Here is a 25,242-nt window from a genome sequence, read left to right on the forward strand (position 1 = left end):
AAAATTCGATTCCAGTCGCTCCGAAGTGCAAGTTATAGACGAACTAAACCATTTCGATCTATATGTTGTTCATTGGAATTTGCTTATTGGATTTTTGCAAAATCCTCTACTGTAAAAAACGGTGGAAGGAGTATCAAGATGCTGGCTTTGTCCGATCCGGCCTGGACTCTACTCCAAGGCCCCTACGGTTCCTCTCAATACGTCCCAGAAATGTTGAAACAGCTCCAAGCCGGATATGACGGCGAAATGGCTGACACCTTGTATTGGGAGGAACTGTATCACCAAAATACATTGTATACTTGTACATTTGCGGCTGTTCCTTACCTTGTAGACATTGCGTTAAAAAGTTCTGATATAGGGATTCGTGCAGATATTTATAACATTTGCGGAATATTCGAAGCGAAGAATAACAATCCCTTACATACCAAAGTTCCATTGGAATTTACAAGGGATCAGGTGAAAGTGGATTCTAGTGTGGCTGAATATATTTATGCGCAATATCGGTGTGCCATTGTCCGACTTGCAGAATTGACTGAAGAAATGGTGCTCTATGCGAAAGAACACGAAGGAGATGTAGGTAAACGCTATGTTCTGGCTGCGGGTGCCGCTTTTCAGGGATATCGCTGCATAGCTTATATGCTACAAAGCTTCGATACAGGTGACGAATATACGCTGGATTGTCCGCATTGCGGTACCCCGCTCTATATTTGGCCTGATGAACAGAATGACACCCTGGTTGTCTATGATAAGGACCCTGTAAATTCAGACAATCTGGTTCCCCACCCAATCCGCCCCCGTTCATTGGACCATAAAGGTGCTAATATACAGTGGTTACACGAATATGCCCAAAAAATTGAAGAGAACAAGCTTCTTGCTCAATTACCCTATTTAATCGGTTGGCTAGATTGTCCAGTGTGTAATACGCCCATATATATATGGGATGAGTTGATGAAAATGGCTGATGGTGTTCGGAGGTATACCGCTTAATCAATCAAAAAAGGGTGCTGTTTTCTACAGCCCCCTCATTTCCTCTTCTACTTTTCCATCTAATCTCCGTATGCTTTGCTCAATTCTACTCCCGAAACGGATTCAAAAAAGTTTTAGGAATGTCGGATTCAAAACGCAGCAATACTCCGGTGACGGGATGAATAAATGACAATACCCTCGCATGTAGGCCAAGACGCCCAATCGACTTGGATTTGGAACCGTATTTTTTATCTCCAACAATTGGATGACCGATATCCTCCATATGTACGCGGATTTGATTTTTGCGTCCGGTTTCCAAACGTACTTCCAGCAAAGAAAAATGACGATTGGCTTGAAGCAGCTTGTAATGAGTGACTGCGTGCTGTCCGTCATTCGGATAAGGACTGGAATACATTTTTAGCGTCTTGCTTTCTTTCAGCCATGAGGTGATTGTACCCTCAGCTTTTTTAACCTGCCCTTCTACAAGAGCAATGTATGTTCGTTCATACACAACTTCCTTCCACGCTTTTTGCATTTCCTGCTGTATGGCTTCGCTTTTTGCAAACATCATCACTCCTGATGTATCACGATCCAAACGATGCAGTACAAAAATACGATTATACGGATGTTCGCGCCTCACATGGGCCGTAAGCTGTCGATAGGCTGTTACTTCCTGCTCCTGCGCTGAAGCCACGGACAGCAACCCGGCATCCTTATGGATAACGATAATGGCTTCATCCTCATGCAAGATACGTAGCCCAGTCAGTGGTACGACGGGAGTTACTTTTTCTTTGGAAAGCGCGACAGTCTGACCTTGCTCCAGTGGGAAATTGTGCACGGTACGCGGAATGCCGTTGACGGACACCTGCCCACGAGCCAGTGCTGATTTAATGGAGTTACGACCCATGCCAGTCACATGCTCTACTAAAAAGCTTAACAGCTCGGCAGGCTCCTGGACGATGTATGTTTTGGCAGGGGCTTTATCAAAAGCATTCGTTCTCCGTTGAGCTTCCGGTCTATGGGAGCCAGATCTTCCGGCAGGTTTATGACTGCGTTTGGAATGGCTTGCGTTTGACGTAGATTTTGTATGATTTTTCCGTTGGGGTTTCCGATTGTTCATGGGTTCTTTCTCCTTCTTGGAACCGTGTCTCTTCATAATTATGGACAAATTTGCGGCACCGTGTTCACTATATCATGAGAAAACAGCGAACGCCATAAGGGACTAAACCAGATTGGCAGTCTTCTAGCGGTTGAACATTACCCTGAACCCCGGTAAACTAAAGGTAACGAAAGAAAAGCCGATATGCGTCAAGGACGCTAGAAATATGAGGAGTTTTGAAACTATGAGTGTACAAGCACCAACATTGGAACGGGCGCAGGACTTGCTGCAAAAATTTTATGGCTATCCCGATTTCCGGGAGGGACAAAAGAAAATTGTGGCCAGTATGCTGGAGGGCAACGATACGTTGGGCATCATGCCGACAGGGGGCGGAAAATCGATATGCTACCAGATCCCCGCGTTGTTGCATGAGGGGCTGACCATTGTCGTGTCACCGCTCATCTCGCTGATGAAGGACCAGGTGGATGCGCTGACCACCATGGGGATTGCTGCTGCCTACATCAATAGTACGTTGAGTGGTCGAGAAGTGAATGATCGCATACGAGCCGCACGGAATGGTGACTTGAAGTTACTATATGTCGCACCGGAACGACTGGAACTGGACTGGTTTCGCGATGAAATGGCTCAGTTGCCGATTTCCTGCGTTGCGGTAGATGAGGCTCACTGCGTATCCCAGTGGGGCCATGATTTCCGTACCAGCTACCTGGCTGTGGCTCCATTCGTGGACGGGCTGTATGAACGCCCAATCGTGGCGGCGTTTACGGCAACGGCGACACCGCAGGTCATGGATGACATCGTGCGCCTGCTTCGTCTGCGCTCACCGGAGACGTTCGTTACAGGCCTTGGACGGCCCAATTTGGCGTTCAGTGTGCTGCGTGGGGAAGACAAACGCAGCTTTTTACTGAATTATACCCGTGAGCATGAGGGTGAATCGGGCATTATTTATGCGGCGACACGTAAGGACGTGGACGATTTGTACCAACGGCTACGTGACGCAGGCATGGCGGCTGGACGCTATCATGCCGGGATGACAGATCAGGAACGTGCAGATAGCCAGGAAGGGTTTCTGTACGACGATATCCGGGTCATTGTAGCAACCAATGCCTTTGGCATGGGGATAGATAAATCGAACGTACGCTATGTCATTCACTACAACATGCCTAAAAATATGGAGGCTTACGTACAAGAGGCGGGGCGCGCAGGACGTGATGGCGACCCGAGTCAATGTATTTTACTGTTCGGACCGCAAGATATTGTGACGCAGAAGTTCCTGATTGAGCAAAATCCACAGGATGAAGACCGCAAGCGCAACGACTATCGCAAGCTCCAACAGATGGTTGATTATTGCTACACGACTCGTTGCCTACGTACGGCACAGCTTGAGTATTTTGGAGAAGCGGAGGAGCATGAAGCTTGCGGCATATGCAGTTCATGTACAGATGAGCGGGAATTGGTTGATATGACCATAGATGCGCAGAAGATTTTTTCGTGTATTCATCGCATGCGGGAACGTTATGGGGTCTCGATGGTCGCTTCGGTGTTGAAAGGATCGCGTAACAAAAAAGTGCTGCAATATGGTTTTGACAGCCTGCCAACCTATGGTGTGATGGGCAACCGAACGGAAAAAGAAATTGCCGAAATTATCAATGTTCTTGTTTCGGAAGGCTATCTAATGTTGTCCGAGGGACAATATCCGGTCGTACGCTTGCAGCAGCTTGCGGCTGAGGTGCTGAAAGGCCAGCGAGAAGTCATGCAGCGTGTGGTGCGACATGCCACGGCTTTTGCAGGTGGAGCAGGTTCACGCGGACGACAGGGACGCGATGCATACCCGGCTGCAGTCAACGAAACCGTGTTCGAGCAATTGCGCCTGATCCGCCGCGATCTGGCCGCTCAGGAGCATGTACCGTCTTATATCATTTTCAATGATGCAACGCTGCGTGAGATGAGCGTAGCGAGCCCGCAATCCGAGGCAGACATGTTGCGGATCAAGGGTGTCGGCGAAGTGAAGTTCCGCAAGTACGGCAAGCCGTTTCTTGATTTTTTCCAAAATCAGGGGAGTATCGGGGGAACGGTAAGCGAGGACGAGATTTATGCAGACGATGTGTACGAGGATTTTGAATAGCTATACTAAGGTAAGGGGATATAACAGTTCATGCAAACTATAGAAGGTTGTGACCTATGAAAGTCATTTTATCAACGTTAAATGCAAAATATATTCATACCTCGCTGGCCATTCGATGCCTCAAAGCCTACAGTGAAAAGGACTTTGATATCGAGTTGGCGGAGTACACGATTAAGGACCCGGTGATGAACATCGTATCCGATTTGTTTCAACGCGGGGCAGATGTCATCGGCTTTTCTTGTTATATTTGGAACATTGAAGAGACGATCAAAGTCATTGATGTGTTGAAAAAGATTATGCCCGAGGTCAAAATTGTTCTGGGTGGTCCAGAGGTATCCTACGATACGGATCACTGGATGAAGCGCTTGGCGAATGTGGATTTTATCGTGGTTGGTGAAGGAGAGGAAACCTTCCATCAACTGCTGCAGGAGCTGGAAGGGGATGGCAAGTTCCATTTTGTGTATGGACTGGCTTACCGTAAGGGAGAAGAGGTTATTCAGATGCCCGGTCGCCCGAAAGCGGACTTGAACGAGCTACCGTCGCCCTATCGTTTTGCAGAGGATATACCGGAACTTGGGAAACGGGTTGTTTATTTTGAAACGAGCCGAGGCTGTCCGTTCAGTTGCCAGTTTTGTCTGTCGAGCATCGAAGTTGGGGTGCGCTATTACGATATCGAGCGTACAAAGTCGGATATTCTGTATCTGATCGACAATGGAGCCAACCTAATTAAGTTCGTGGATCGGACGTTTAACATTAAACGCGATTATGCGCTGGAAATGTTCAAATTTTTGATTGAAAATCACCGTGGTTGTGTCTTCCAGTTTGAGATTACGGCAGATATTATGCGTCCCGAGGTGTTGGATTATTTGGCGGAAAACGCGCCACCTGGCGTGTTTCGTTTTGAAATCGGCGTCCAATCAACGAATGATCCTACCAATGAGTTGGTTAAGCGTCGCCAGAACTTTACCAAACTTTCCCGTACTGTTACCAAGGTCAAACAAAGTGGTAAAATCGACCAGCATTTGGATTTGATCGCTGGATTGCCGTTGGAGGACTACAACACATTCCGTAAAACGTTTAATGACGTTTTTGCGCTCGGCCCGGAAGAGCTTCAACTTGGCTTCCTCAAAATGCTGCGTGGCACCGGACTGCGTATCGACGCAGACAAGTATAACTATACGTATATGGATGTTGCGCCGTATGAAATGCTGAGCAATGACGTCCTTTCCTTTGCCGATATCGTCCGGCTCAAGCGCTTGGAAGATGTATTGGAAAAATACTGGAACTCTCATCGTATGGATCATACAGTTAACTATCTGATTGAGCGTGAATTCTCGTCCGCCTTTGATTTCTTTCAGGAATTCGGAGACTACTGGGAAGGACAGGGCTGGCAAAAAATCGGGCATCAGCTCGAAGACTTGTTCACGCGTCTCCAGTCCTTTCTAGAATCGCGTGGAACAAAGCGAATGGATATGGTGCTTGGACTGATGAAGCTTGATTATTTCCTTAACCATAAATATAAGCCGCGTAAAATTTGGTGGGAGCATACCTTGGAGAAGAATGATTGGTCCAGCTATATGAAAATGGTTCTCCAGCATCCGGATGCGCTGTTGTCACCTGTGGTTGCAGATTTTGTGGCAGATGCGAGCAAGGAGAGTACAGGTGGGACGGATGTAGGCAGTCAACAGCCGCAGCCATACCGCGAGATTATTCCAGCCTTTGCTTCCTTGAAGCTGAGTGAAAAGGAACTGCAAAAGCACGCTGTGCTGGATGTACTACCGTTCAGTCTGGATCATATCCTGAGCGGAGGAAGCCCATTCACAGCCGAAGGCCACACCCTGCTGCTTGTAGTCTATCAGCAAAATGGACAGCAAAAACCGCTCTACTACACCATGCCGATCGGCAAAAATATCGCCGCCATTTAAATATAAACGCCAGAGGGCATCGACTTTGATATACCAAGAGTCGGTGTCTTTTTTTGTTTTATAAATAAATAGGCGCTCATTCCAAATTTTACATTCGCATAATCTATTGCTTTACGATGCTTTACAAAACAAATATATGATTACTTTATCATATATGAATATCAAATTTATTGGAGTGTGACCTTGTGAAAAAGCGTTCGATGAAAAAGAGTATCCTTGCTTTAGGTGCCATTACCGTTTTGAGTGCGCCATTGTTATCTGCTAATATCCCTAACGCTTTTGCAGCCTCATCTAATACCAAGTCTACTACCGCACAGGTATCCAAAGGACTGAAAACTTCGTCAGCGAAAGTCGATGCTCCTAAGAATGTCATTCTTTTTATCGGCGATGGTATGGGAGAAGCAAGTCGCAACGCGATTCGCTTGGCGACGGTAGGGAAATCGGGATTACTTGAAATGGATAACATGCCTGTAACCGGCCTGGTTAGTACAAGTTCAGGGGATAACCTGGTTACGGATTCTGCCGCGGCTGCAACTGCCATTGCAACAGGTGTGAAAACGTATAACGGCGCAATCGGAATGGATTTGAATAAAAAACCAGTGACAACGATTATGGAGCTGGCCAAAAAAGCAGGCATGTCTACAGGTGTCGTGACGACAAGCCAAGTGACAGACGCAACCGGGGCCGCCTTTGGTGCGCATGTCGAAAAACGCTCCGCTCAAAGCGAGATTGCCAAGCAGTATCTGGAGAAAAGCAAGCTGGATGTTATTCTGGGCGGTGGTGAGGATTTTTGGTACCCTGCCGGAACAGTAGGCAAACATCCAGATGCTCCGGCAGAAGATCCTGAGGAAGCTAGTAAGGGAACTCAAGGGAATTTGGTAGAACAAGCGAAGAAGCTGGGTTATAGCTATGTGACGGATCAGGCAGGAATGAAAGCAGCCAAAGGTTCTAAGTTGCTAGGACTGTTCGCCAATGAAGAGATGTTTCAAGCTCACAACAAGCTGGGTAACTCTTACAACCCAACGGTTTCTCTACCGGATATGACGGCTAAAGCAATTGATGTTCTTTCCAAAAACCAAAAAGGTTTTTTCCTGATGGTAGAAGAAGAAGGAACGGATGAGATGGCGCATGACAATGAAGGGGAGTTAACGATTAAGGCTGGGCAACAACTTGATAAGGCCGTTAAAGTGGCTAAAGAGTATGCCAAAGCGTATCCAGATACATTAGTGTTGGTGACGGCAGATCATGAAACGGGCGGTTTGGCGATTGAAGGCGAAGATGCGGAGGATGAATCCGGTGAAGGCATTTCCAAAGAGGATGGTCCTTTTACTGTAAAAGGCTCCGATGAGAAGTTTTATATCGACTGGACCACGGGTGGACATACATCTGTTGATGTGGCGTTAACCGCGATGGGACCTGGGTCTTCTCAGTTTAGCGGGAATTATCCGAATACTGCCATTCATGACAAGTTAGTAAAGTTGCTTCAATTAAAGAAGTAACATGGTGTGAAAGGAAAGCAGCCCCTTAAAAAGATTTGCCATATTGGCAATATGGTTTTTCCTGTGATAAACTAAAGCTAATAAGTATATACTGAAAAAGAGTAAGGATGCTGCCAACATCCTCACTCTTTTACAACAGCCGCTTATAAGGGCGGTGGCTGTAGGGTTGGATTAGTAAAATAGACCGCTAACCTTTTCCAGAGGGCGGTCTATTTCTTTTTGTTGAAGGAAAGAATCAAGATCACCAATGTCGCAAATTGAATCATCAACATCAATGTATCTTTAACCTCCACAGGCATCACCTCCTTTGCAGGAGACTAGCCGACCGCCCATCTAAGCCATTCTGTTGTTAGTTTATAGTATATCATATGGATAGTATTGCTAAAAAGGACAAACCTGAACTAAAAAGTTACCTGTCGTGCCACTGCGCAGTCGGATGGTGCTTCCCATCGCCACCGCCCCCGGATTTCTTGAATTAGTCTTTGTTTAAGGTGTAAATCCGGGGACAAAAGCGACCGCTTCGCTTGTACAGCACCATTCCGCCTACTCCGTTTTTGTGGTTCATTTTTCGAGTTCAACTTATTTAGCCGAATTGACAATTTCACGCAAGTAGAGTGCGCGGTTTTGGTCGAGAATATTATTTGGGCTAAATTTCTTCTAACAAGGTTAGAAATTTCTTTTTGAAGAGAAAATATTAATCAGATAAAATTTGGTTTAAACAAACGCCATCTTTCAAGCCTTGTTCATACATAATAGATTCAACCATGCCTTGGAGTAGAGTAGTATTGGTATCATAATCGTAAAGAGTTTGTATGTATTCCTTTGGCAAGCAATCATGTAAAATAGAAAAGAGTTGAATACAGTCTTTCATTAAGTCTTTGTATTCTGGAGAATTAGCCAGCATCGACCCAGCTACATGTTCCATACGAATAGAAACGAATTGATTAAGGGCTTCTTGTATAGCTTTCATTTATCTTCCTCCATTATGGTGACATCAAAGTGAGATCATAATCTTATTTTAAGGTGACATCACTATTGTGAGGAGTTTTAGACAATGACAACGAATAAAAAAGCATTTACTTTGCGATTAAAACCAGAAAACTTTGAGAAGATCAAATATATAGCTGATAAGAACAAACGATCAATTGCTAAACAGATTGAATATGTACTTGAACAGCATATTGATGAGTTTGAAGAAAAGAAGCAAAAGATAAGAAAGGTGACTCTATTACACAAGAATAACTTAGGGTTAATTAGTTTTTGGGGATAAGAATAAAAGATGTGTGGGGGGGGAATATGCATGAACGCTATATTAATTAATTCACGCCAAATTCCCTTTTATACGGATCTAAAGCTGGTTTTCGAATCCATAAATAATATCCAATCGGAATATAATTGGCTACTTACTGGGTTAGAACTGAATTGGATACCGGACGATCTTTTGGAGTATGTCAAGCAGAATCTGGCTTTTGAAGAAAACGGGTATGGAAACACGAAGTTATGGATGACTGGGGAACAACTGACACGTCTTGTACATAGATATGAGATTCAATTTATTTGGGGAATACTTATGGGATTTGAAAAATCTGAGGCTGTAGATGTTGGTGCATTAGCTATGCAGTTTTATTCAAATGCCTATGAAGGCTGGTGGCAACTGGACTCCACAATGCAACATCCCAAAGCGAATATAGAAATTATTTGCTGGGATTCAACCTTAACTTTATTTCTCAGTAAGGATCAAGCCGTAGTCGAGAGCTTCAAGGCTTATTTTAAAGACGCAAAAGATTTGGATGAGTATAATTTTGAGGCTAGTAACCGAGTTAAGAAAAGAAGAGAATAATGAGATCTTTACAAACTGCAGTTAGGCAAGCGACCATTATGAGCTGATCCTATAGCTCTGTCATGTGAGGAATAAAGTCTATATAAGCTGAACTGAAAAAATGTACATGCAAAACGTTGTAGACGGAATGGTGCTTTACAAGCGAAGCGACCGCTTTAAAAGCTTTCCGTAGGAAAGCTCACTTCGGAAGCATCACCTCCCCGGATTTCTACCGATGAAGACTTTATTTCAGAAATCCGGGGGCAGTGGCGATGGGAAGCACCATCCGTCTGCGTAGTGGCACGACAGGTAACTTTTAAATTCACTTATTTAATTATCCAAGCAATAAAAACACGCAATTACATAAAATCGATTATAATGAGGTAAGAATAATTAAGGAGCCGTGCTCTGACATGGCCCCAGCATACAACAACTGCATAAAGAGCAGTCGGCCATCAGGTGGTCGAGAGTAGACCGTTTACTTTAGTGAGGGCGGTCTATTTCTTTTTCATGTAGGTAATGAACATGCCGAATATACTTAACCTTTACTCCTCTGTTGTTTTCTTCCCCCACACAAATTTCATTATAAAAAATATAATTGTCAGCATGATGAGAAGCAATGCCATCTGCAAGCCATAACGATGGATTAGTTCTCCTACTGCTTGTACATGATCGCCAAAGATACGTCCGAGTAGAAAGAAGATCAGCGTCCAGATCAAACCTGTTGAATAAGAGAAGAGGGCATAGCGTTTGAAACTCATTTTATTGATTCCGACAATATAAGGGATAATGTGACGGACGATCGGCAGCAAATAACTGATGCAAATAGTGAAATTTCCATACTTATGTATCAATTTTTCCGAAAACGTAATGTACCTGTCCATTTTTTTCTTCCGACGCAAACGTTCTAGAATCGGTGTGCCCACGGTTCTCCCCAATACATAACCTAAGGACAAGCCTGATACAACCCCAAGATATACAATTAAAAAAGCGGGTAACGGGTGAAGTATGCCCATGCCTGTTACAGCCCCGCCAGTCATCACGATGACTTCATCCGGGATGGGTAGACCCACAATCCCCAGCCATAGAGAAAAGAATAATGCGGCATAGCCGTATTGTTCGATGATGGAAATTAAATATTCCACGTCCATACCCGTACTCCTTTCTTAGGTTTTCTTTCGGCATACATACACGAATGCGGGTGGAACATTCATTGGCACAAACTTGATTTCTTCAATATCAAACCATTCACCTAACTGCTGCTTCATCTGTTTAGAGTATTGAAAGGCCACAAACATTCCTCCATCCCTGAGCGATAGATGAATTTGTTCTACAATTTGATTCCGCATCGCTTGTGGAAAATTGAAAAAAGGCAGCCCGCTGATTATGCAGTCAAGCTGTTCTATTTGGGCATTTTTCATAGCAAGCTGAAGTTCACGCGAGTCGGAATAGCACAGATAATTTGGGAATCTTCTTTTTAAACTCTGCTGCATGGTTTGGTCTTTCTCAAAGAGTAAAACCTTGGGGTGAAATTCAGCAGCAGACGGGATGTATTGGGTAATTGCCCCTGTTCCAGCACCAAGCTCGGCAACAGCATGAACTTCACTCCATGGAATGGATTCTATCATATTTTTAGCTAAAAATCTGGAACTTGGTGTTACACTACCCACGTATGCAGGCGAGTACAAAAATTTGACTAGGAACATAAGTCTCTCGTGAACCAAATGGCTAATACGGATCATACATCATTTCCCTACTTTCAATTTTTAAAATACGTTCATTTATTCTTTGCTAAGAGTAACAAATTATCCCTTTACTTACTCCTGTCTCAAGTAGGGTTGATCCCCCCGTCTTGCGGAGGGGATTTTCCTTGACTATGGTCTAGGGAATAATAAAAGGGTTACGGTATATGAGTTTGTATTTATTCAGTTATCATTCAGCATACCCTCAGGTTGCATTCAGTTTTGTTACCGATGAAAGGTAGGTGGGCAGCTTAAAACATTATGTACACTGAGAGGGGATCTACTTTGTCACTATCCATTAACAGGCATCTCATCACGACTTCCTATGATCAATCGAATATGGTGAAGTCAAATGAGAATGGACTAAATACCGCGGGTCATACCACACACAAGAAATCTAACGATTCACTCGAATTGAGCAAGGAATTCATGGAATACACGGGAGGAATGCAGGCTCCGCTTCCTACGGAAAACTACTGTAATGATTACAAGTACGATGACCAGGATACCATTGCACTAACTACAGACGAACAGAAAACGCTGTTGTCTGATCTGCAAAGTTACCTGATGTCTGCAAGTGCTTCCTCTGATACAGATGAACTCACCAATAGCACGAAGAATCCGTTGGCTTCGGTTAGAGAGTTATTAGCTGATGTGATATTTCGACGGCAACAGATGAGGAAGTATCTGATCTATTCGATAAGATAGCAGAAACGATCCAAAATAATCGTCCTGCACCGCCGCCTGAAGGTGACCCGTCCCATCCTGAAATGGATAGCAGTGGTCTGCCTCCTATGATGCAGGCAATGGGTGGAATTATGCCTCCATTCGCATGGAATATCCAAGAGACTTCCAATCAAGAGGATAACAGCACTACATCTGAAAAAGAGCTTACAGTTGATGAAAAAAGATCCTTGCTGAGTGATTTGCAGAGCGTTCTGAGTTCCAGTCTTATATCCGGGTCAACAGCTTCGGACAAAGATCAGGAAACAGATCTGCTTTCTGCATTAAAAGACGCGTGGGGAAATACAGATGAATCGAATGCCATAGCTTAGAACCGGTTAGCCCACACGTGTAAAACTCATACTTTTATAAAGGGGAAATCTCGTATGAACATTTCATCCACATCCAGCAGTTCAATATCTATTGCAAGCACTTCATCTTCATCCAGTACCAACGATACAGCTAGTCTGGAAAAGCAAAAAGCTCAACTTTAAGCGGAGTACAACAAGGTACAGCAAAGTAAGGATAATAAAGATACAAAAGAAACAAAAATGAAGCAGCTTCAGCAACAAATTAAACAGATTGAAGCTCAAATTGCACAGCAAAGTTTGCAATCCAGCGGCACGTCAACTCCAAAAATGGAAAAGCCCGCTCCAAGTAACACGGAAACAAATCGTATCAACAGCGCTAACAGCAGTGATATTACGGGAGTTGGAAAATCACTGGATATTTCAATTTAATCATTCCATCTCTTCTCCTGTATGACAGAGGATGTATAAACGATAGCAGGTTCTCCGTTTCAGAGGGGCCTGCTTTTTTCGTTTACTAAATATTTTGCATGAATCCAGGGAGCGACTTTAATCAGCGATATTTAGATTAGAATAATTCTGTCCATCTAAATGGAATCATGTGACTAAACATAGAAAAGTATATACAATATATAACAGTAGGAAGATGAAAGTATTTTAACCCTATTATTTTCTATATTTTAAATCAGTAAGTGCTAGTAATCATTTCAAATTGGAGGATTTATGCCATGACGCTGGAACCTCAGATGAATCGAAGTAGTAGAGAGGAAGCGCGTTTAGTCAGGAACAAGTTGATTGAGTTTAATGCGAAACACGTCCCAGCAGATATTCGAACCCGATACGAAGAGATTAATCTTACGCTCAAAGATGAAGACGGTCAGGTCATGGGCGGTCTCCTAAGTGTACTATGTTGGAACTGGGTGGAGGTTGATATTTTGTGGGTAGATCAGCGTTACAGAGGAAAGGGCTACGGTTCACAACTGCTTGGTGAAATTGAACAGATTGCTAGAGATAAAGGGTGTAATTTTATACAACTTAATACGTTTACTTTTCAAGCGCCTAAATTCTATGAAAAGCATGGGTATGAAGTCGTTGGTGTCATTGACGATGCTCCGAGAGGCTTTAAACACTATTATTATAAGAAAAGTATCTACTGAGGACTCTATATATGCGTGTACAGATCAAGGAAATAAATAAAGATCAGCATATCATCATTCGTAGTATGGGCGAGGAAAAAGTATACGGCTACTGGACATATTTTTGGCATGAACTGACTTCCGGATATGCGTATGTTGTCCCGTATGAACAAAGCTTGAATAAGATGATTCCCGGTTGTGTAATTTCGGTCGAGACTTCTCAATCCAGTATAGAGGGGTTCAGAAGGCTGAAGTCTACTGAAGAGACAGGGATTTTTCGACCTCAACCAAAGCTAGGCGACTATTGGATTCAAGGAACGATACATCAAGTGATGCAGGGCGAAGCAGGCGAGATAGAATGTCTGGAGATTGTAGTAGGAGACACTACGTTTATTTTGGATTTTGAAGAAATAAATGGTGATGTCAACGTTAAAGCGGGCGACGGTGTCGCCATTGAAATCATAGGCCTACAGTTGTTTGACGAGGGACTGTGATCGTTCTATGGCGATTGATTGGAAAAAAGAGGTGACATATGTCTAATGATTATAGTAAATCGAAAACGTTGGGAGCTTTTCTGAAATCACGTAGAAATCGACTTCAACCAGAGCAGGCTGGCCTTAGACTTTCACAGGGTCAGCGAAGAACACCGGGGCTTCGCCGAGAAGAAGTTGCTCTGCTGGCAGGTGTCAGTGCGACGTATTACACATGGCTGGAACAAGGTAGAGAAGTAACAGCATCTAAGGAAGTTATCGAAAGTATAGGAGAAGCTCTACAATTAACTCATGATGAGAGAGCACATCTAATTCAATTGTGGAATCCCAATGAGACGGTTGCTATTTCGCCCATCCATACAACGCTGAATCCACAGTGGCAACATATTATTGATCAGTTGTCCTATCCTTCCTTCATCAGCAATGAGAAAGCGGAAGTGCTTGCTTGGAATAGCGCGGCGAATGAGGTCATTACCGATTTTTCTTCCCTGTCTATTTCTGAACGTGTCATGATTCGTTTATTGTTCGTGGATTCCGAATTACGTCGTCGGATGGTTAACTGGGAAGAATTTGCGTCCTATTCGGTAGCTGTTTTTAGAACCTATTATGACAAGTATTTAGGAGATCCTTGGTTTGAGGAGACGGTAGAACGGCTACGTGTGGAAAGTATGGAGTTTGACACCATGTGGAAGATGCATCATATCCAGCTCAAAAAAGTGAATCGGGTTTCCTTTCAAATCCCTGGCGCTGTGGAGGCAGTTTCCTATGATATTAATTCTTTAGCAAACATTACGGACCAACCGGGTCTGCACTTTTGTATCTACACGCCAGTAAGCCAATCCTCTGCCTGGTAATCTTGTTACTAGTATAAACGTACTGTGGTTGCCTCCATATGGGTCCATTAGAATGAGTACATGTTCATTCCATCCATTTACCCAAAGAAAAGAGGGAACCATGATATGCTGAAAAGGAAATTGGGACATGAAGGGCTGGAGGTATCAGCTCTGGGCCTTGGCACGATGATGATGCCGAACAACGAGGAGTCGGTGCGTACACTTCAGGGAGCGCTGGACCTTGGTGTAACGCTGTTTGATACAGCAGATCTTTATGGTGAGGAATACGCACAGCAGAAGTTCGGAGGCAATGAGAAGCTGGTTGGACGTGCGCTCAAGGGTCGTCGAGAGGAGGGCGTGATTGCCACTAAATTCGGAATCACGCACACTCAGGGGCCCAAGGGAGATCCGGCATATATCAAAAAATCCGTGGACGCCAGTCTATTTCATCTGGGGATTGATTATATCGACCTGTATTATCAGCATCGAGTCGATCCCAATACTCCGATTGAAGAGACCGTCGGAACGATGGCCGATTTGGTTAAGGAAGGGAAAATCCGTTATATCGGCTTGTCGGAAGCGTCGGCTGAACAGATCCGCCGCGCGCATGCGGTGCATCCAATTAGCGCGGTAGAAACCGAATATTCCTTGTGGAGCAGAGAAGTGGAAGATGATGTTCTTCCGCTACTGAACGAATTGGGAATCGGCTTCGTACCCTACAGTCCACTGGGTCGAGGTTTCCTCACGGGACAGATCAAGAAATTTGACGATCTGCCAGAGGATGATTACCGCCGTCATTTTCCACGCTTCCAAGGCGAGAATTTCCACAAAAATCTAGAAGTTGTCCTCCTGATCGAAAAACTGGCTGCCCAAAAAGGCTGTACTTCTGCTCAGTTGGGGCTGGCATGGCTGCTGGCGCAAGGCGACCATATCGTTCCGATTCCGGGAACGAAGAGACTGGAAAGAGTGCGTGAAAATCTTGGTGCTCTACAGATCTCCTTGTCGGAAGCAGAGCTTCAAGAGATTGAGCGCATTTCGCCTAAAGGCTTCGCAGCAGGTTCTCGTTATCCGGGGCGTGTCTAGAAAACTGATTATTGGCATGATGGATAAGACCGTTCCTTTCTGGAGTCGCTTGGTAGTACCAACGGCTTTGCAGAAAGGCGGTCTTTTTTGCTGATTTTGACCGACTTAGGCATGAGTTTTCTAATCTAGTCTATGGTTAGAGTTATTGCGCTCTACAAAATAACGCGTTAAAGTATGGTGAATACCATATTTAACCACAATATGTCGGTGAGAAAGTTAAAAGCTAGATCATGAATCGTGAATAAAGAAAGGTATGATCGGATTGACAACAGAAGTGACACACAAAATATATACCATGTGTATGATTCAAGACGGAAGCAAGGTATTGCTTATGAATAGACCCAATCGAAAGGGGTTTCCGGGTTATATTGCTCCAGGAGGAAAAGTAGAGTTTCCAGAAAGCATTGTGAATGGGGCCATTCGTGAAGTAAAGGAAGAAACGGGCTTAACCGTGACGGAAATTGTATTTAAAGGAATCGACGAATATTGTGATCCAAGTCAAGGGCTGAGGTATATGGTCTTTAACTATTTGGCTACAGCCACTGAAGGTGAACTATTAAAAAATCCCCCCGAGGGGGAACTGCTGTGGGTCGATATGAAGGAAGCGCTAAATCTGCCGATGCAGGATTGGTTTAAGCGGAGATTTCCATTGTTTTTCGAGCCGGGAACGTTTGAGGTTAGTTTCGTTTGGCTGGCAGATACGGATGAAACCCTGGAAGCAACGATTAAGAGCTATGGTGTGTAGAGATGACAACGACATCTGGAGAATGGTGAAGAAGAGTTGGCAAAAGGGTTCTTTACTGCTTACGCACAAGGGATGGAAGCCAAAGAAGGATTTACTGAGCGTTTCCGGGTGCATATGCTGCATCAGCAGGTTCTAAACTGGGGATGTGCCAAAGCGATGAAGCAAGTCACCTGGGATGATAAGCTCTCTTTTGCAGATTGGGCGCAAAAGTTCATAGATATTGAGGTATATGAGAAATAGCAGATGAATTGAACGTTTAAAGAGGAGGCCGTGAGTGGATGCAGACCGTCAGATTGGTAAAGCCGGATCGGGGCTGGAAGGATGCTTATCTTTCATTTTATGAGGAATGGAAAAAGAGTCAGGAGCATATGGTGCCTTGGGTGATTTCTATAGAACCGTACGATTTTGAAGGTATGCTGACGGTTTTAAGTAATCAGGAAAATGGAATGAACCTATCTGAAGGCTGGGTCAAAAGCTCAACATACTGGCTTGTGAATGCGAATGAACAGGTTGTGGGAGCAGTGAATATCAGACATGACCTTAACGAACACCTAATGAATGCCGGAGGTCATATCGGTTACGGTATCCGTCCTTCTGCACGAGGGAACAGGTACGCTGTTACAATGCTGGCCTTGGCGTTAGAAAAAGCAAAAGAGCTGGGGATTTCCCGAGCCCTGGTCGTATGCGACTCCGATAATATTGCCTCCAAAAAAACAATCATACAAAACGGCGGAACGCCGGACAAGGATTACATAGAGGAAGACGGAAACCGTGTAAACCGGTTTTGGATCGAACTGTGAGTGAGAAAGAGGGGAACGCGAGAAGCTCATGAAATTATGGCCTGAATATGCGCAAAACATTATTGTTGGTGTTATTTTTGAAGGGAAATGGAACTGGTATGTGACGGAAAGAGAGTATTGGTTTCTGACTATCGAAATGGAGGAACGGTTCGGTATCGCTATTTTGGATGAAACCACAGCGGGAGCATTTTTGGATCACATCTGTGAATATAAGGTGGCTACAGGGGAACTAACTTCAATGCTTCAGTTGCTGGATGAGGCTATTCAGCATCAGGATGAATTGTTGGAGTTCTGTCCTGCTCTGTATGTTAACTTTGACGAGAAAGTTCTCTATTCGCTATTTCCTGAGCCAGCTTCGTTTGAACACTATGTCCCAGCGGGGTGGAAAGGGGAATATCAAAACTTTTTGAACGAGGTACCTTCATCTGAACGGTATTGGATTATAAATGGAAACCATTTTTTTGAATGATTCATATGAGAGGAGCGGGTATTTGGACGAATATCAATGGCGAAGCCTGGCATATCTGTCGACAGGTACCCCAACGCAAGGAATATATCGCATATTTATATTGCAATGGCTCCATCCATATGATCCAGTATTGGTAGGGCCGGTTCCAATTGGCATCCAAGTAGAAAGGTAGCGACTTGGATATTATTTGTGAAGCACATGATATTCAGGGATTCCAAAATGACGTACAGATATGGTTCGGAACATATCCGGGTTTTGAATCACGAACAAAGTTTGTGAATCAGGTGGAGCGGGTAACCGTCAACTTTAGGTGTGATGGATGGCCTGTTGAGATTTTTGGACAATCGATTTCCGTGACAAGACAAAATGGATTTCGTCATATGGTTATCGAGGAACAATTGTTAACTTTCGGTGGGAAACGTTTAATGGAAAGTATCATTCAGTTGAAAATATTGGGATTTAAGACGGAACCGGCATTTGCCAAGCTACTGGGTTTGAATGGCGATGCTGACGAAGCGCTATTGAAATTAGAAGATTGGACAGATGAAGAACTAAGGAGGCTGTTAAGAATATGGATTCACTAACAGTAGAGGTTTTAGATAAAAAAGTCACCTTTTCAGGTAATGGAATGGAAAGTTCCATTAAAGTATTCCGAAAAAGGCGACTCTCCTAAATTGGTTTTTAACAATTAATCCAGTTTCCACATTGAATTTGCTTTTTCATAAAGAGCTGTAATCTCTGGTTTTAATTCTTGAATGAGTATGTTGGTTTGTTTATCGTTTTGATCGACAGGTTGCATCTGTTCATCCAGAGATAATTCATATATGATTCCGTCTTTTTGCAACCGTACACCAAATTCATAGCTTCCGTCTATTAAAGGCCAAATGATTAGAGTTTCTCTAGCTTCAGGATTATTAATCCCCAAGTTTCCTGTAAAACTTAGATAATCTGGGCGCTTAACGTTGTATACGTACCCATCTTTTTTGATAATGTGATTTCCAAATTTACTTTTTGGGACAGCTTTCAGGAAATCATCGTATCGATTATTCGTCAATATAAACCAAACTGCATTCCAAACCCCGAATAAAAGCACAATGATTAATCCTATAATCATCCAAGTTTTTGCATTTAATTTCCGCATAAATTTATCACCCTGTTACCTTGTTTTTTGATTTCTTCATCGTGTGTTACCAAGATAATGGTTTTGCCGGCCTGATTAAACGTTTTTAAAATGTGGAGTACAACTTCTGCATTTTTTTTATCAAGTGAACCCGTTGGTTCGTCTGCCAAAATGATATCACATTTTTTCAGCATTAAGCGTGCCAAAGCAATGCGTTGTTGCTCTCCGCCGGAGAGGGTGTATACTTTTTTATTTAATTTATCTTCAAGACCTACACTTTTAAGCGCCTCTGATATGGTTAAATCGGTTTTACAATCTTTCCGAATCAATTGTAAATTTTCTTGTACTGTTTTATTGTCGACCAAAGCGAAGTTTTGAAATAAAAATCCTACTTTTGTTCGGAAATATTGCAAATGATTTTTTTTGTTTTTAATGTCTAGACCGTCGATAATAATGTTACCCTCTTTGATATTTTCAATGGCTCCAATCATATTAAGCAACGTTGTTTTCCCGCAACCACTGGGACCAGAGAAAATGACAAAATCTCCTGAGTCAATCTCCAGATTCAAATTGGAAAATATAAGTTTATCTCCAAATGATTTGCTAAGGTTCTGGATGGAGATCATTACGTATTGCCTCCTTTCAAAATTTTTTGAATTTTCAGATTTTCAATTCGACGAATATGAAAGAGGATGACTGTGAGTTCCGAGACTAAAATCACAATCCCTCCCCAAATTAAATAGCTGGCAGAGTTTAGTCCAAATCCAAATGCAGCGATTATTGCTATGCCGATACTAATTATTGTTGTAATCAGTGTCATGCCAATAATTTTGCGATTTTTCTCCCAAACACTGTAACCTAACACTTTTTTTATAGAAAGTTCTATTGCGTTTACTTCATATTCCAATTTAGTAATGGATGAAATAATCATAAACTCTAAAAGAAGAACTAATAGACTAAAAACACTATTTATATATAATACCTGTTTGGCAATATTCCAACTATCGTTATATTTTTGTAGAATATTTGTTTTGGTTAAGCTTGCATTAGTATCCGTTAACTGATTTTCTTGCACGAATCGTTTAAATTCCTCATCTGTGATGTCATACATTATTTCTGTCAGGTAAACGGCTCTATTTGGTTCGTATTTAAGTGATTGTGTTTCCGGGGACACATTGTTAAAGATTATGATTGGATTTTTAATTAATTCGCTTCCATAGGCATTATTTGCATTGATCGCAACAAGATTAACATTATTTTCATAGTAAATAACTTTAAAATTATCTTGAACTTCACGACCTTCAAAAAATTTGAATTCTTCTCTTAAGTCTGTCACAACTTGAGCATTGTTCGATAATACCGAAGGTAAGATAAAATAAACTTCTTTTTTTAGGTCAAGTTCTGATAATTCTTTAATGTTTTTTTCTAGATAGGGAAATGCATTGTGATTCGCCATGATTGTTGGAGCAGATTCTGCTAATGGCATGTGGATCATGGATAACAAAGTAGCTTTGGATTCACGGAAATACCGGGTGTAAAACTCCGTTTGCAAAAGCTCGCTTTCCTCCCATTTAGGATCTCCAATACCATCTTTGCCCATTACAGGTCTATATTGAACTGTAATATAGGAGTAGTTGGCGTGATCTTTAAAAAATGGTTTTTGCTTATATAAAAGATACGATTCAAAAATGAGTGCTAGGTTGCTTGAGATGACCAAAATGGTTAGTACGACCGAAACCAGCTTTAGCCCATAATTCACCGATAACAGTTTTTTAGTGCTGCTTTTTGCATTGGAAAAAGCTTCTTTTACATGATAAGAACGTAAGTTTAGATAGACCAAAGCATTAAAAATAAGCAGTAAGATGAGGCTAATTAAGGATATCTCAAGATTCATCGAAACGGTGGTAACGGATTTTAGTACTGTAAAGATGATTAGCAACATGGTCACGTACAGGAAAGAATCTTTGAGTATATTTTTCCAGATGATAGCAGCTATTCGTTCACCCATGGAAATCCGAATTAAATTTTCTTTTTTCTGATAAATGACATCATAATACGTTAAAAGAAGCGTAACAGCAATCATTAATATCCAAATAGCAATCATTGTATTTCTGGTATCGTTGTATATATATCCTGGCTGAGGAAAATTCCCAGCATATTTGTTAATTAGCTCTGCTTTAAACTGATCAGCTTTGTTGTAGTCAGCGATAATATAAAAATCATGAATATCTTTGATTCCTTGAATCTGTTCCAATGGATAAAAGCTAAATTGGATGTCTCCTAAAAACAAACTTTTATACTTTTCTGAGTAAATATCTAAATTGTTGTTTATATGTTTTTCCACACCTGGAGAACCATAAATTCTAATATTTGTAATGTCGTTGTTATTTTTAGTTTTTGTGAAAGTAAAAACGTCAACGTCGTTTTTTTTAGCGGCTTCCAGCGTATCGTTAATCATGTCACGCTCTTCTTGACCGTATTGTAAATATAGAGAAGTATAACGATATGGAGTGTAAAAATTATCTAAATAAAAAATTTGGCTTTCTCCAACAATGAGTACTCCAATAAAGAAAATACAAAAACTAATCATATATTTTATTGTTTTCAATAAAGAAACCTCCGTATGTATTAGAGTTACCGTTCAACTCTGATTAGAAACCGAACGGTAACAAATAAATTCGGAAATCGATAGTTTTATATGAAAACTATAACGATTTTTATTATTTTTTCTTGAGAGAATTAGAAGTTAAAATTGTAGTATACAGAATTTCCGGAATGAGTTACATCTACTCTAGACCAACTTCCAGCGTTGTCACTATCTGAAAAAGTACTATTACCGTTTGTAAGCTTGACTGCGTGACCTTTGGAATTATGATAACCGTGAATATAGTCTTCATCTATGGCAAATTTGTTGAACCCGTACTCAACTTCCCATGTATTAAAGCCGCTTCCACCGCTATCACTCGCTTCCCATGAACGAGCAAATCCACGACCGCCACTATCATAAGATTTAGATTCAAAAAGTGTAATAGGAGCACTAGCTGGAGCGTTAGCAGAATCATAGACGGAATCTGAAACAGAATCAGAAGGTGAGGCAGAGGCAGCACCAACAATAGAGAATAGACTTAAAGCAGCAACACTTGAAACTAACCATTTTTTCATTGGATTAGGACTCCTTTATTCAACTAAGTTAGAGCCACTGATAGCTGGCCAGCAAATCAAAGCTCGTAAAGAATTATATCCTAAAAAAGTGTCATAAAGTGTTAAATTATGTGAAAAGAACATAAAAGAATGTGAATAACAGTCTTTATAGAAAAAAAACAAAAAAATAAAGGTTTTTATTATTTTTTATCCAATATTTATGATATGATTAGATTGTATTTTAAAAATTTTACTAAAATGTAAACAAAATGAGTAGACGGAGTGGTGTAGTAACGGTAGAACGGTGGCAAGGGGAGGCATCATCTGACTAAACAGTGGCTTAGTAGTAAATTTTAAGTTCATTCTAAATGGATTTTGGTGTACAAGGGGGCTTAATCATTGTTTAAGGTAGCTATTTGCGATGATGAATTAGAGATTCATAGCTTAATCAAAAGTTTTTTTGAGAAAATTTCAGAGAACTCTTCCCTTTCTTTTGACATTCAATCTTTTTTTTCTGGTGAAGAGTTACTACAGCACTATAGAGATCACGACCGTTATACATTCCATATGCTTATTTTGGATATAGAGATGAATGGTATATCAGGAATAGAAGCAGCTAACCAAATTCGTGCTCTGCCGGATCGTGATGTACAAATTATATTTTTAACCAGTTATCCCGAATATATGTTGGAAAGCTTCGATGTTCAGACGTTCCAATATCTATTAAAACCCGTTTCTTATAAGTTGTTTCAGGAAAAAATTTTAAAGCTATGTAGATACATTACTTCATCTACACATCGCTTTTTTACAATTAAAACAGAGGATGAGCAAGTGGTATTGCGTAATTCAGACATTATTGCTATTGAGAAAGTGAAGCACTATTTGACTCAAAACAAACTTACGATCATCACTGACCATCAAATGTATGTGGTTACAGGCACTTTGATGGAGTATTCGAGCAAACTTAATCATTCTTTTGTACAGATTCATCGCTCTGTTATTGTAAATTTAGAACATATCCGCAAGTTTAACTTTACTTCAGTTACCACATCCAATCAGCAGGTGTTTCCAGTCGGACGGTCACAAGTAAAAAAACTTAAAGATGCCTATGCTCGTTACATGTTTGTGCAGGTTGGTGAGGGAGGGTAATTTTATTGTACTATGTAATATTCGTTGGGATTACGATAACCCAACTCATCTTGTTAAATCGTTATTATGATATCATATTTCGTGTTTCGCCAAGGAGCAGAAAAAGTAATTTTATCATTTATCTTTTGGCTGGAGGCATACTTTACGTATCGTTAACTTCACTTTCTTTCACTACTATTATGGGGAATTTATCTTTCATAAGCACACTCATCATAGCGTTTATATATCCTGTTCGTATCGAAAGGAAGATTATTTTTTCTATATTATATTTAATTTTAGAGCTTATCGCAGAGTCTCTTTCCTACTACTACATAGCTGTATTTCATCAGAAGCAAACAGATATAGAGCTCTCCAGTGACGTCTTTAATTTTTTTATTATATTATGCTCCACGTTTATTCAGCTTCTTTTTATTAAAGTCATCGGATTTATCAAAAAGGTGTATAACTACAGAATAGGTATATATTATTATTTAAACATTGTACTCATTTTCATAATAAGTCTATTTATTTTAAATACCTTATTTCACCATGTAGAAAACGATATACTATATGTTCTATCAGGCTGTGGTATTCTAACAATTGATATTATTATCGTCTTTTTGTACGACAAAATGATCGAAAAGGTTAGATTAGTTAATGAAAAACACCAGTTACAAAAGCAAATAGAATTGCGGGATAACAGTTATGTAAGAACGAAACACTCATTTAAGAGAATTAAAAGAATCATACATGATACTAAAAAACAACTGGTGTACATCCGTGCCTGCATAATGGAGCAGCAGTTTGAGGAAGCCATAACAAATATTAATACAACTTTGGAAGATATAAATTCAGCTTATTTGCGGATTGCTACGGGAAATCTTGTAATTGATGCTTTGGTTAGTCACGCGCTCAATATTGCTAACGATAAAGGAATGGATTTTAAACATGACATCAGTATTAACAGTGAAGATATTCGCTTGGATCGTTATGATTTGTGTGTAGTGATCGGCAATATTTTAGACAATGCTATTGAAGCAGTTGATCTGGTTTCTGAAAAGGAAGAGAGGTCTATTCATTTGCAAATATGGTCTGATGCCCATTCGCTATTTATTCATGTAACGAATACTTGTTTGAAGCCTACGGGGATAACTAAGAAGCTCCATTTAGAAGACGATTTTGATTTTCATGGCATAGGGCTAGTTAATATTCAACGTATAGTTGAAAAGTATGAAGGATTTTTTCAAAGTTCACGGTCTAATCATCATTTTGAAACCATGGTTATGCTTCCTTTTAACGAAAATAATAGTAAAACGATGCATGTTGATTAATCTGAAACATAAGAGAACAATCTAAATGACGGCAGAATGACATATGTGTTTTATTGAAATTAGAAGATTGGACAGATGAAGAACTAAGGAGGCTGTTAAGAATATGGATTCTTCCATGCATGAGTTTAAAATGATATCCAAGCACAGAATGTACGATCAATATTTGGTAAAGTTGCGGGCATGCATAGTGCTTTTGGATGAACAGGTGCTATGGCGCGTGGGTGAGGCCGAAACGAACAGTATTGGTGGGATCATCAACCATATCATGGTGCATGTGCGTAGAAACGCAGCCAAGCTCATGAATCCGACAATTACATACAAGCAAGGAATGGAGGATAGCTTTATACCTTCCATGCAAAACAAGGAACAACTGATGGATGAGGTAGAAGAAGCTTTTTCATCCTTCTGTGCAGCATTGGACCACACAGGGGTAATAAATATGTATGACGTATACCATGTGGTGGAGCATACGGCTTATCATCTGGGGCAGATCATAGACCGAGTTCAGAGATTGGCAGATCACCGTTTTCAATTTGTACAGACAGGACTTAATGAAAAAGCATTGCATGCGATAGTGCAGCAATCCTCGCAAAATTTACGAGAATAACGGAAGTAGTAGTTATATAAACCTATAAAATACAGTTCTAAGGTCACGAAAAACTCTGTAATGGTCATGTTTCTATTTCTTAATTGATATTGATAATTATTATCACTTATAATAGGAGCAGACATATTACGCTA

29 protein-coding genes and 1 pseudogene are annotated in these 25,242 nt (G+C 41.4%); 21 read left to right on the top strand and 9 right to left on the bottom strand.

Features of this window, described 5'->3' with window-relative positions; all coding sequences use genetic code 11:
- Nucleotides 1-138 precede the first annotated feature (138 nt).
- Complete coding sequence (locus ACUYLD_RS01890; RefSeq protein WP_165176244.1) at nucleotides 139-987, top strand: hypothetical protein; 849 nt, start codon at nucleotides 139-141, stop codon at nucleotides 985-987.
- Nucleotides 988-1,072: 85 nt separating this feature from the next.
- Here the strand turns inward: ACUYLD_RS01890 and ACUYLD_RS01895 are convergent, their stop codons facing one another.
- Nucleotides 1,073-2,086 carry an RluA family pseudouridine synthase gene (locus ACUYLD_RS01895; protein ID WP_061829078.1) on the bottom strand — a complete coding sequence of 338 codons (1,014 nt, stop codon included), beginning with the start codon at nucleotides 2,084-2,086 and terminating at the stop codon, nucleotides 1,073-1,075.
- A gap of 223 nt (nucleotides 2,087-2,309) precedes the next feature.
- Between ACUYLD_RS01895 and recQ the strand changes: the two genes are divergently transcribed.
- From recQ to ACUYLD_RS01910, 3 genes are all read left to right on the top strand, one after another.
- On the top strand, nucleotides 2,310-4,208 hold the full coding sequence (gene recQ, locus ACUYLD_RS01900) for a DNA helicase RecQ (protein ID WP_165176242.1): 1,899 nt from the start codon (nucleotides 2,310-2,312) through the stop codon (nucleotides 4,206-4,208).
- Between the two features lie 56 nt (nucleotides 4,209-4,264).
- Nucleotides 4,265-6,133: a B12-binding domain-containing radical SAM protein gene (locus ACUYLD_RS01905; protein WP_254351416.1), complete on the top strand. Its 1,869-nt coding sequence runs from the start codon at nucleotides 4,265-4,267 to the stop codon at nucleotides 6,131-6,133.
- Nucleotides 6,134-6,318: 185 nt separating this feature from the next.
- Complete coding sequence (locus ACUYLD_RS01910) at nucleotides 6,319-7,632, top strand: alkaline phosphatase (RefSeq protein WP_446674314.1); 1,314 nt, start codon at nucleotides 6,319-6,321, stop codon at nucleotides 7,630-7,632.
- Between the two features lie 209 nt (nucleotides 7,633-7,841).
- Here the strand turns inward: ACUYLD_RS01910 and ACUYLD_RS01915 are convergent, their stop codons facing one another.
- Both ACUYLD_RS01915 and ACUYLD_RS01920 read right to left on the bottom strand, forming a co-directional pair.
- The gene (locus tag ACUYLD_RS01915; protein WP_367988533.1) at nucleotides 7,842-7,931 is read right to left on the bottom strand and encodes a putative holin-like toxin; all 90 of its coding nucleotides are present in this window, start codon (nucleotides 7,929-7,931) and stop codon (nucleotides 7,842-7,844) included.
- A gap of 395 nt (nucleotides 7,932-8,326) precedes the next feature.
- Nucleotides 8,327-8,602, bottom strand: coding sequence for a hypothetical protein (locus ACUYLD_RS01920; protein ID WP_254351415.1), 276 nt, complete (start codon nucleotides 8,600-8,602; stop codon nucleotides 8,327-8,329).
- 84 nt (nucleotides 8,603-8,686) lie between these two features.
- Here ACUYLD_RS01920 and ACUYLD_RS01925 point away from each other — a divergent pair, with 84 nt between their 5' ends.
- Nucleotides 8,687-8,902 carry an Arc family DNA-binding protein gene (locus ACUYLD_RS01925; RefSeq protein ID WP_254351414.1) on the top strand — a complete coding sequence of 72 codons (216 nt, stop codon included), beginning with the start codon at nucleotides 8,687-8,689 and terminating at the stop codon, nucleotides 8,900-8,902.
- A 30-nt stretch (nucleotides 8,903-8,932) separates the two neighbouring features.
- Entirely contained in the window at nucleotides 8,933-9,472 is a 540-nt protein-coding gene (locus ACUYLD_RS01930; RefSeq protein ID WP_446674315.1) for a hypothetical protein, read from the top strand.
- Nucleotides 9,473-9,996: 524 nt separating this feature from the next.
- Here ACUYLD_RS01930 and ACUYLD_RS01935 read toward each other — a convergent pair.
- Both ACUYLD_RS01935 and ACUYLD_RS01940 read right to left on the bottom strand, forming a co-directional pair.
- Complete coding sequence (locus ACUYLD_RS01935; RefSeq protein WP_322159543.1) at nucleotides 9,997-10,602, bottom strand: DedA family protein; 606 nt, start codon at nucleotides 10,600-10,602, stop codon at nucleotides 9,997-9,999.
- A 15-nt stretch (nucleotides 10,603-10,617) separates the two neighbouring features.
- Nucleotides 10,618-11,193 carry a class I SAM-dependent methyltransferase gene (locus ACUYLD_RS01940; protein WP_250262004.1) on the bottom strand — a complete coding sequence of 192 codons (576 nt, stop codon included), beginning with the start codon at nucleotides 11,191-11,193 and terminating at the stop codon, nucleotides 10,618-10,620.
- Between the two features lie 285 nt (nucleotides 11,194-11,478).
- On the opposite strand from ACUYLD_RS01940, the gene ACUYLD_RS01945 reads away from it, so the two are divergent.
- The 12 genes and pseudogenes from ACUYLD_RS01945 (at nucleotide 11,479) to ACUYLD_RS02000 (ending at nucleotide 18,365) form a co-directional block, all read left to right on the top strand.
- Complete coding sequence (locus tag ACUYLD_RS01945) at nucleotides 11,479-11,901, top strand: hypothetical protein (RefSeq protein ID WP_446674316.1); 423 nt, start codon at nucleotides 11,479-11,481, stop codon at nucleotides 11,899-11,901.
- Nucleotides 11,902-11,987: 86 nt separating this feature from the next.
- Entirely contained in the window at nucleotides 11,988-12,248 is a 261-nt protein-coding gene (locus ACUYLD_RS01950) for a hypothetical protein (RefSeq protein ID WP_446674317.1), read from the top strand.
- A gap of 54 nt (nucleotides 12,249-12,302) precedes the next feature.
- A pseudogene (locus tag ACUYLD_RS01955) lies at nucleotides 12,303-12,656 on the top strand (FlxA-like family protein).
- A gap of 296 nt (nucleotides 12,657-12,952) precedes the next feature.
- A complete protein-coding gene (locus ACUYLD_RS01960) occupies nucleotides 12,953-13,381 on the top strand; it encodes a GNAT family N-acetyltransferase (RefSeq protein WP_250267838.1) in 429 nt (142 codons plus the stop codon).
- Nucleotides 13,382-13,392: 11 nt separating this feature from the next.
- Nucleotides 13,393-13,854: a hypothetical protein gene (locus ACUYLD_RS01965; protein ID WP_250267839.1), complete on the top strand. Its 462-nt coding sequence runs from the start codon at nucleotides 13,393-13,395 to the stop codon at nucleotides 13,852-13,854.
- Between the two features lie 38 nt (nucleotides 13,855-13,892).
- The gene (locus ACUYLD_RS01970; RefSeq protein WP_446674318.1) at nucleotides 13,893-14,705 is read left to right on the top strand and encodes a helix-turn-helix transcriptional regulator; all 813 of its coding nucleotides are present in this window, start codon (nucleotides 13,893-13,895) and stop codon (nucleotides 14,703-14,705) included.
- 105 nt (nucleotides 14,706-14,810) lie between these two features.
- Nucleotides 14,811-15,767 (top strand): aldo/keto reductase, encoded by a 957-nt coding sequence (locus ACUYLD_RS01975; protein WP_446674319.1) that lies wholly within the window; start codon nucleotides 14,811-14,813, stop codon nucleotides 15,765-15,767.
- Between the two features lie 253 nt (nucleotides 15,768-16,020).
- Nucleotides 16,021-16,512, top strand: coding sequence for an 8-oxo-dGTP diphosphatase (locus tag ACUYLD_RS01980; protein ID WP_028542993.1), 492 nt, complete (start codon nucleotides 16,021-16,023; stop codon nucleotides 16,510-16,512).
- Between the two features lie 36 nt (nucleotides 16,513-16,548).
- Nucleotides 16,549-16,752, top strand: a complete 204-nt coding sequence (locus tag ACUYLD_RS01985) for a hypothetical protein (protein WP_254351406.1) — start codon at nucleotides 16,549-16,551, stop codon at nucleotides 16,750-16,752.
- 38 nt (nucleotides 16,753-16,790) lie between these two features.
- A complete protein-coding gene (locus ACUYLD_RS01990) occupies nucleotides 16,791-17,312 on the top strand; it encodes a GNAT family N-acetyltransferase (RefSeq protein ID WP_061829090.1) in 522 nt (173 codons plus the stop codon).
- Nucleotides 17,313-17,340: 28 nt separating this feature from the next.
- Nucleotides 17,341-17,781 (top strand): hypothetical protein, encoded by a 441-nt coding sequence (locus ACUYLD_RS01995; RefSeq protein WP_446674320.1) that lies wholly within the window; start codon nucleotides 17,341-17,343, stop codon nucleotides 17,779-17,781.
- Between the two features lie 176 nt (nucleotides 17,782-17,957).
- Nucleotides 17,958-18,365, top strand: a complete 408-nt coding sequence (locus ACUYLD_RS02000) for a DUF4269 domain-containing protein (protein WP_446674321.1) — start codon at nucleotides 17,958-17,960, stop codon at nucleotides 18,363-18,365.
- A gap of 104 nt (nucleotides 18,366-18,469) precedes the next feature.
- Here the strand turns inward: ACUYLD_RS02000 and ACUYLD_RS02005 are convergent, their stop codons facing one another.
- The 4 genes from ACUYLD_RS02005 to ACUYLD_RS02020 all read right to left on the bottom strand — a co-directional run bounded on the left by ACUYLD_RS02005 (nucleotide 18,470) and on the right by ACUYLD_RS02020 (nucleotide 22,063).
- Nucleotides 18,470-18,922, bottom strand: coding sequence for a hypothetical protein (locus ACUYLD_RS02005; protein ID WP_254326461.1), 453 nt, complete (start codon nucleotides 18,920-18,922; stop codon nucleotides 18,470-18,472).
- A complete protein-coding gene (locus tag ACUYLD_RS02010) occupies nucleotides 18,910-19,527 on the bottom strand; it encodes an ATP-binding cassette domain-containing protein (RefSeq protein WP_254326460.1) in 618 nt (205 codons plus the stop codon). Before ACUYLD_RS02010 ends, ACUYLD_RS02005 begins: the two co-directional genes overlap by 13 nt.
- The gene (locus ACUYLD_RS02015; protein ID WP_446674322.1) at nucleotides 19,527-21,509 is read right to left on the bottom strand and encodes a DUF1430 domain-containing protein; all 1,983 of its coding nucleotides are present in this window, start codon (nucleotides 21,507-21,509) and stop codon (nucleotides 19,527-19,529) included. The genes ACUYLD_RS02010 and ACUYLD_RS02015 overlap by 1 nt, the downstream gene beginning before the upstream one ends.
- A 131-nt stretch (nucleotides 21,510-21,640) precedes the next feature.
- Nucleotides 21,641-22,063, bottom strand: a complete 423-nt coding sequence (locus ACUYLD_RS02020) for a mediterrocin family bacteriocin (protein WP_254326458.1) — start codon at nucleotides 22,061-22,063, stop codon at nucleotides 21,641-21,643.
- A gap of 378 nt (nucleotides 22,064-22,441) precedes the next feature.
- Here ACUYLD_RS02020 and ACUYLD_RS02025 point away from each other — a divergent pair, with 378 nt between their 5' ends.
- The 3 genes from ACUYLD_RS02025 (at nucleotide 22,442) to ACUYLD_RS02035 (ending at nucleotide 25,108) form a co-directional block, all read left to right on the top strand.
- Complete coding sequence (locus tag ACUYLD_RS02025; protein ID WP_254326457.1) at nucleotides 22,442-23,191, top strand: LytR/AlgR family response regulator transcription factor; 750 nt, start codon at nucleotides 22,442-22,444, stop codon at nucleotides 23,189-23,191.
- A gap of 5 nt (nucleotides 23,192-23,196) precedes the next feature.
- Nucleotides 23,197-24,501: a sensor histidine kinase gene (locus ACUYLD_RS02030; RefSeq protein WP_254326456.1), complete on the top strand. Its 1,305-nt coding sequence runs from the start codon at nucleotides 23,197-23,199 to the stop codon at nucleotides 24,499-24,501.
- Between the two features lie 103 nt (nucleotides 24,502-24,604).
- Nucleotides 24,605-25,108 carry a DinB family protein gene (locus ACUYLD_RS02035; RefSeq protein WP_446674323.1) on the top strand — a complete coding sequence of 168 codons (504 nt, stop codon included), beginning with the start codon at nucleotides 24,605-24,607 and terminating at the stop codon, nucleotides 25,106-25,108.
- Nucleotides 25,109-25,242: the final 134 nt, after the last annotated feature.

The sequence above is a fragment of the Paenibacillus sp. SER-28 genome (assembly GCF_052906305.1).

Excerpts from the sequence above, each read along its gene's own strand:
- ACUYLD_RS01890 (WP_165176244.1), top strand. The coding sequence starts at position 139 with ATGCTGGCTTTGTCCGATCCGGCCTGGACTCTACTCCAAGGCCCCTAC.
- ACUYLD_RS01895 (WP_061829078.1), bottom strand. The coding sequence starts at position 2,086 with ATGAACAATCGGAAACCCCAACGGAAAAATCATACAAAATCTACGTCA.
- recQ (WP_165176242.1), top strand. The coding sequence starts at position 2,310 with ATGAGTGTACAAGCACCAACATTGGAACGGGCGCAGGACTTGCTGCAA.
- ACUYLD_RS01905 (WP_254351416.1), top strand. The coding sequence starts at position 4,265 with ATGAAAGTCATTTTATCAACGTTAAATGCAAAATATATTCATACCTCG.
- ACUYLD_RS01915 (WP_367988533.1), bottom strand. The coding sequence starts at position 7,931 with ATGCCTGTGGAGGTTAAAGATACATTGATGTTGATGATTCAATTTGCG.
- ACUYLD_RS01920 (WP_254351415.1), bottom strand. The coding sequence starts at position 8,602 with ATGAAAGCTATACAAGAAGCCCTTAATCAATTCGTTTCTATTCGTATG.
- ACUYLD_RS01925 (WP_254351414.1), top strand. The coding sequence starts at position 8,687 with ATGACAACGAATAAAAAAGCATTTACTTTGCGATTAAAACCAGAAAAC.
- ACUYLD_RS01930 (WP_446674315.1), top strand. The coding sequence starts at position 8,933 with ATGAACGCTATATTAATTAATTCACGCCAAATTCCCTTTTATACGGAT.
- ACUYLD_RS01935 (WP_322159543.1), bottom strand. The coding sequence starts at position 10,602 with ATGGACGTGGAATATTTAATTTCCATCATCGAACAATACGGCTATGCC.
- ACUYLD_RS01940 (WP_250262004.1), bottom strand. The coding sequence starts at position 11,193 with ATGATCCGTATTAGCCATTTGGTTCACGAGAGACTTATGTTCCTAGTC.
- ACUYLD_RS01950 (WP_446674317.1), top strand. The coding sequence starts at position 11,988 with ATGATGCAGGCAATGGGTGGAATTATGCCTCCATTCGCATGGAATATC.
- ACUYLD_RS01960 (WP_250267838.1), top strand. The coding sequence starts at position 12,953 with ATGACGCTGGAACCTCAGATGAATCGAAGTAGTAGAGAGGAAGCGCGT.
- ACUYLD_RS01965 (WP_250267839.1), top strand. The coding sequence starts at position 13,393 with ATGCGTGTACAGATCAAGGAAATAAATAAAGATCAGCATATCATCATT.
- ACUYLD_RS01970 (WP_446674318.1), top strand. The coding sequence starts at position 13,893 with ATGTCTAATGATTATAGTAAATCGAAAACGTTGGGAGCTTTTCTGAAA.
- ACUYLD_RS01975 (WP_446674319.1), top strand. The coding sequence starts at position 14,811 with ATGCTGAAAAGGAAATTGGGACATGAAGGGCTGGAGGTATCAGCTCTG.
- ACUYLD_RS01980 (WP_028542993.1), top strand. The coding sequence starts at position 16,021 with ATGATCGGATTGACAACAGAAGTGACACACAAAATATATACCATGTGT.
- ACUYLD_RS01990 (WP_061829090.1), top strand. The coding sequence starts at position 16,791 with ATGCAGACCGTCAGATTGGTAAAGCCGGATCGGGGCTGGAAGGATGCT.
- ACUYLD_RS01995 (WP_446674320.1), top strand. The coding sequence starts at position 17,341 with ATGAAATTATGGCCTGAATATGCGCAAAACATTATTGTTGGTGTTATT.
- ACUYLD_RS02005 (WP_254326461.1), bottom strand. The coding sequence starts at position 18,922 with ATGCGGAAATTAAATGCAAAAACTTGGATGATTATAGGATTAATCATT.
- ACUYLD_RS02010 (WP_254326460.1), bottom strand. The coding sequence starts at position 19,527 with ATGATCTCCATCCAGAACCTTAGCAAATCATTTGGAGATAAACTTATA.
- ACUYLD_RS02020 (WP_254326458.1), bottom strand. The coding sequence starts at position 22,063 with ATGAAAAAATGGTTAGTTTCAAGTGTTGCTGCTTTAAGTCTATTCTCT.
- ACUYLD_RS02035 (WP_446674323.1), top strand. The coding sequence starts at position 24,605 with ATGGATTCTTCCATGCATGAGTTTAAAATGATATCCAAGCACAGAATG.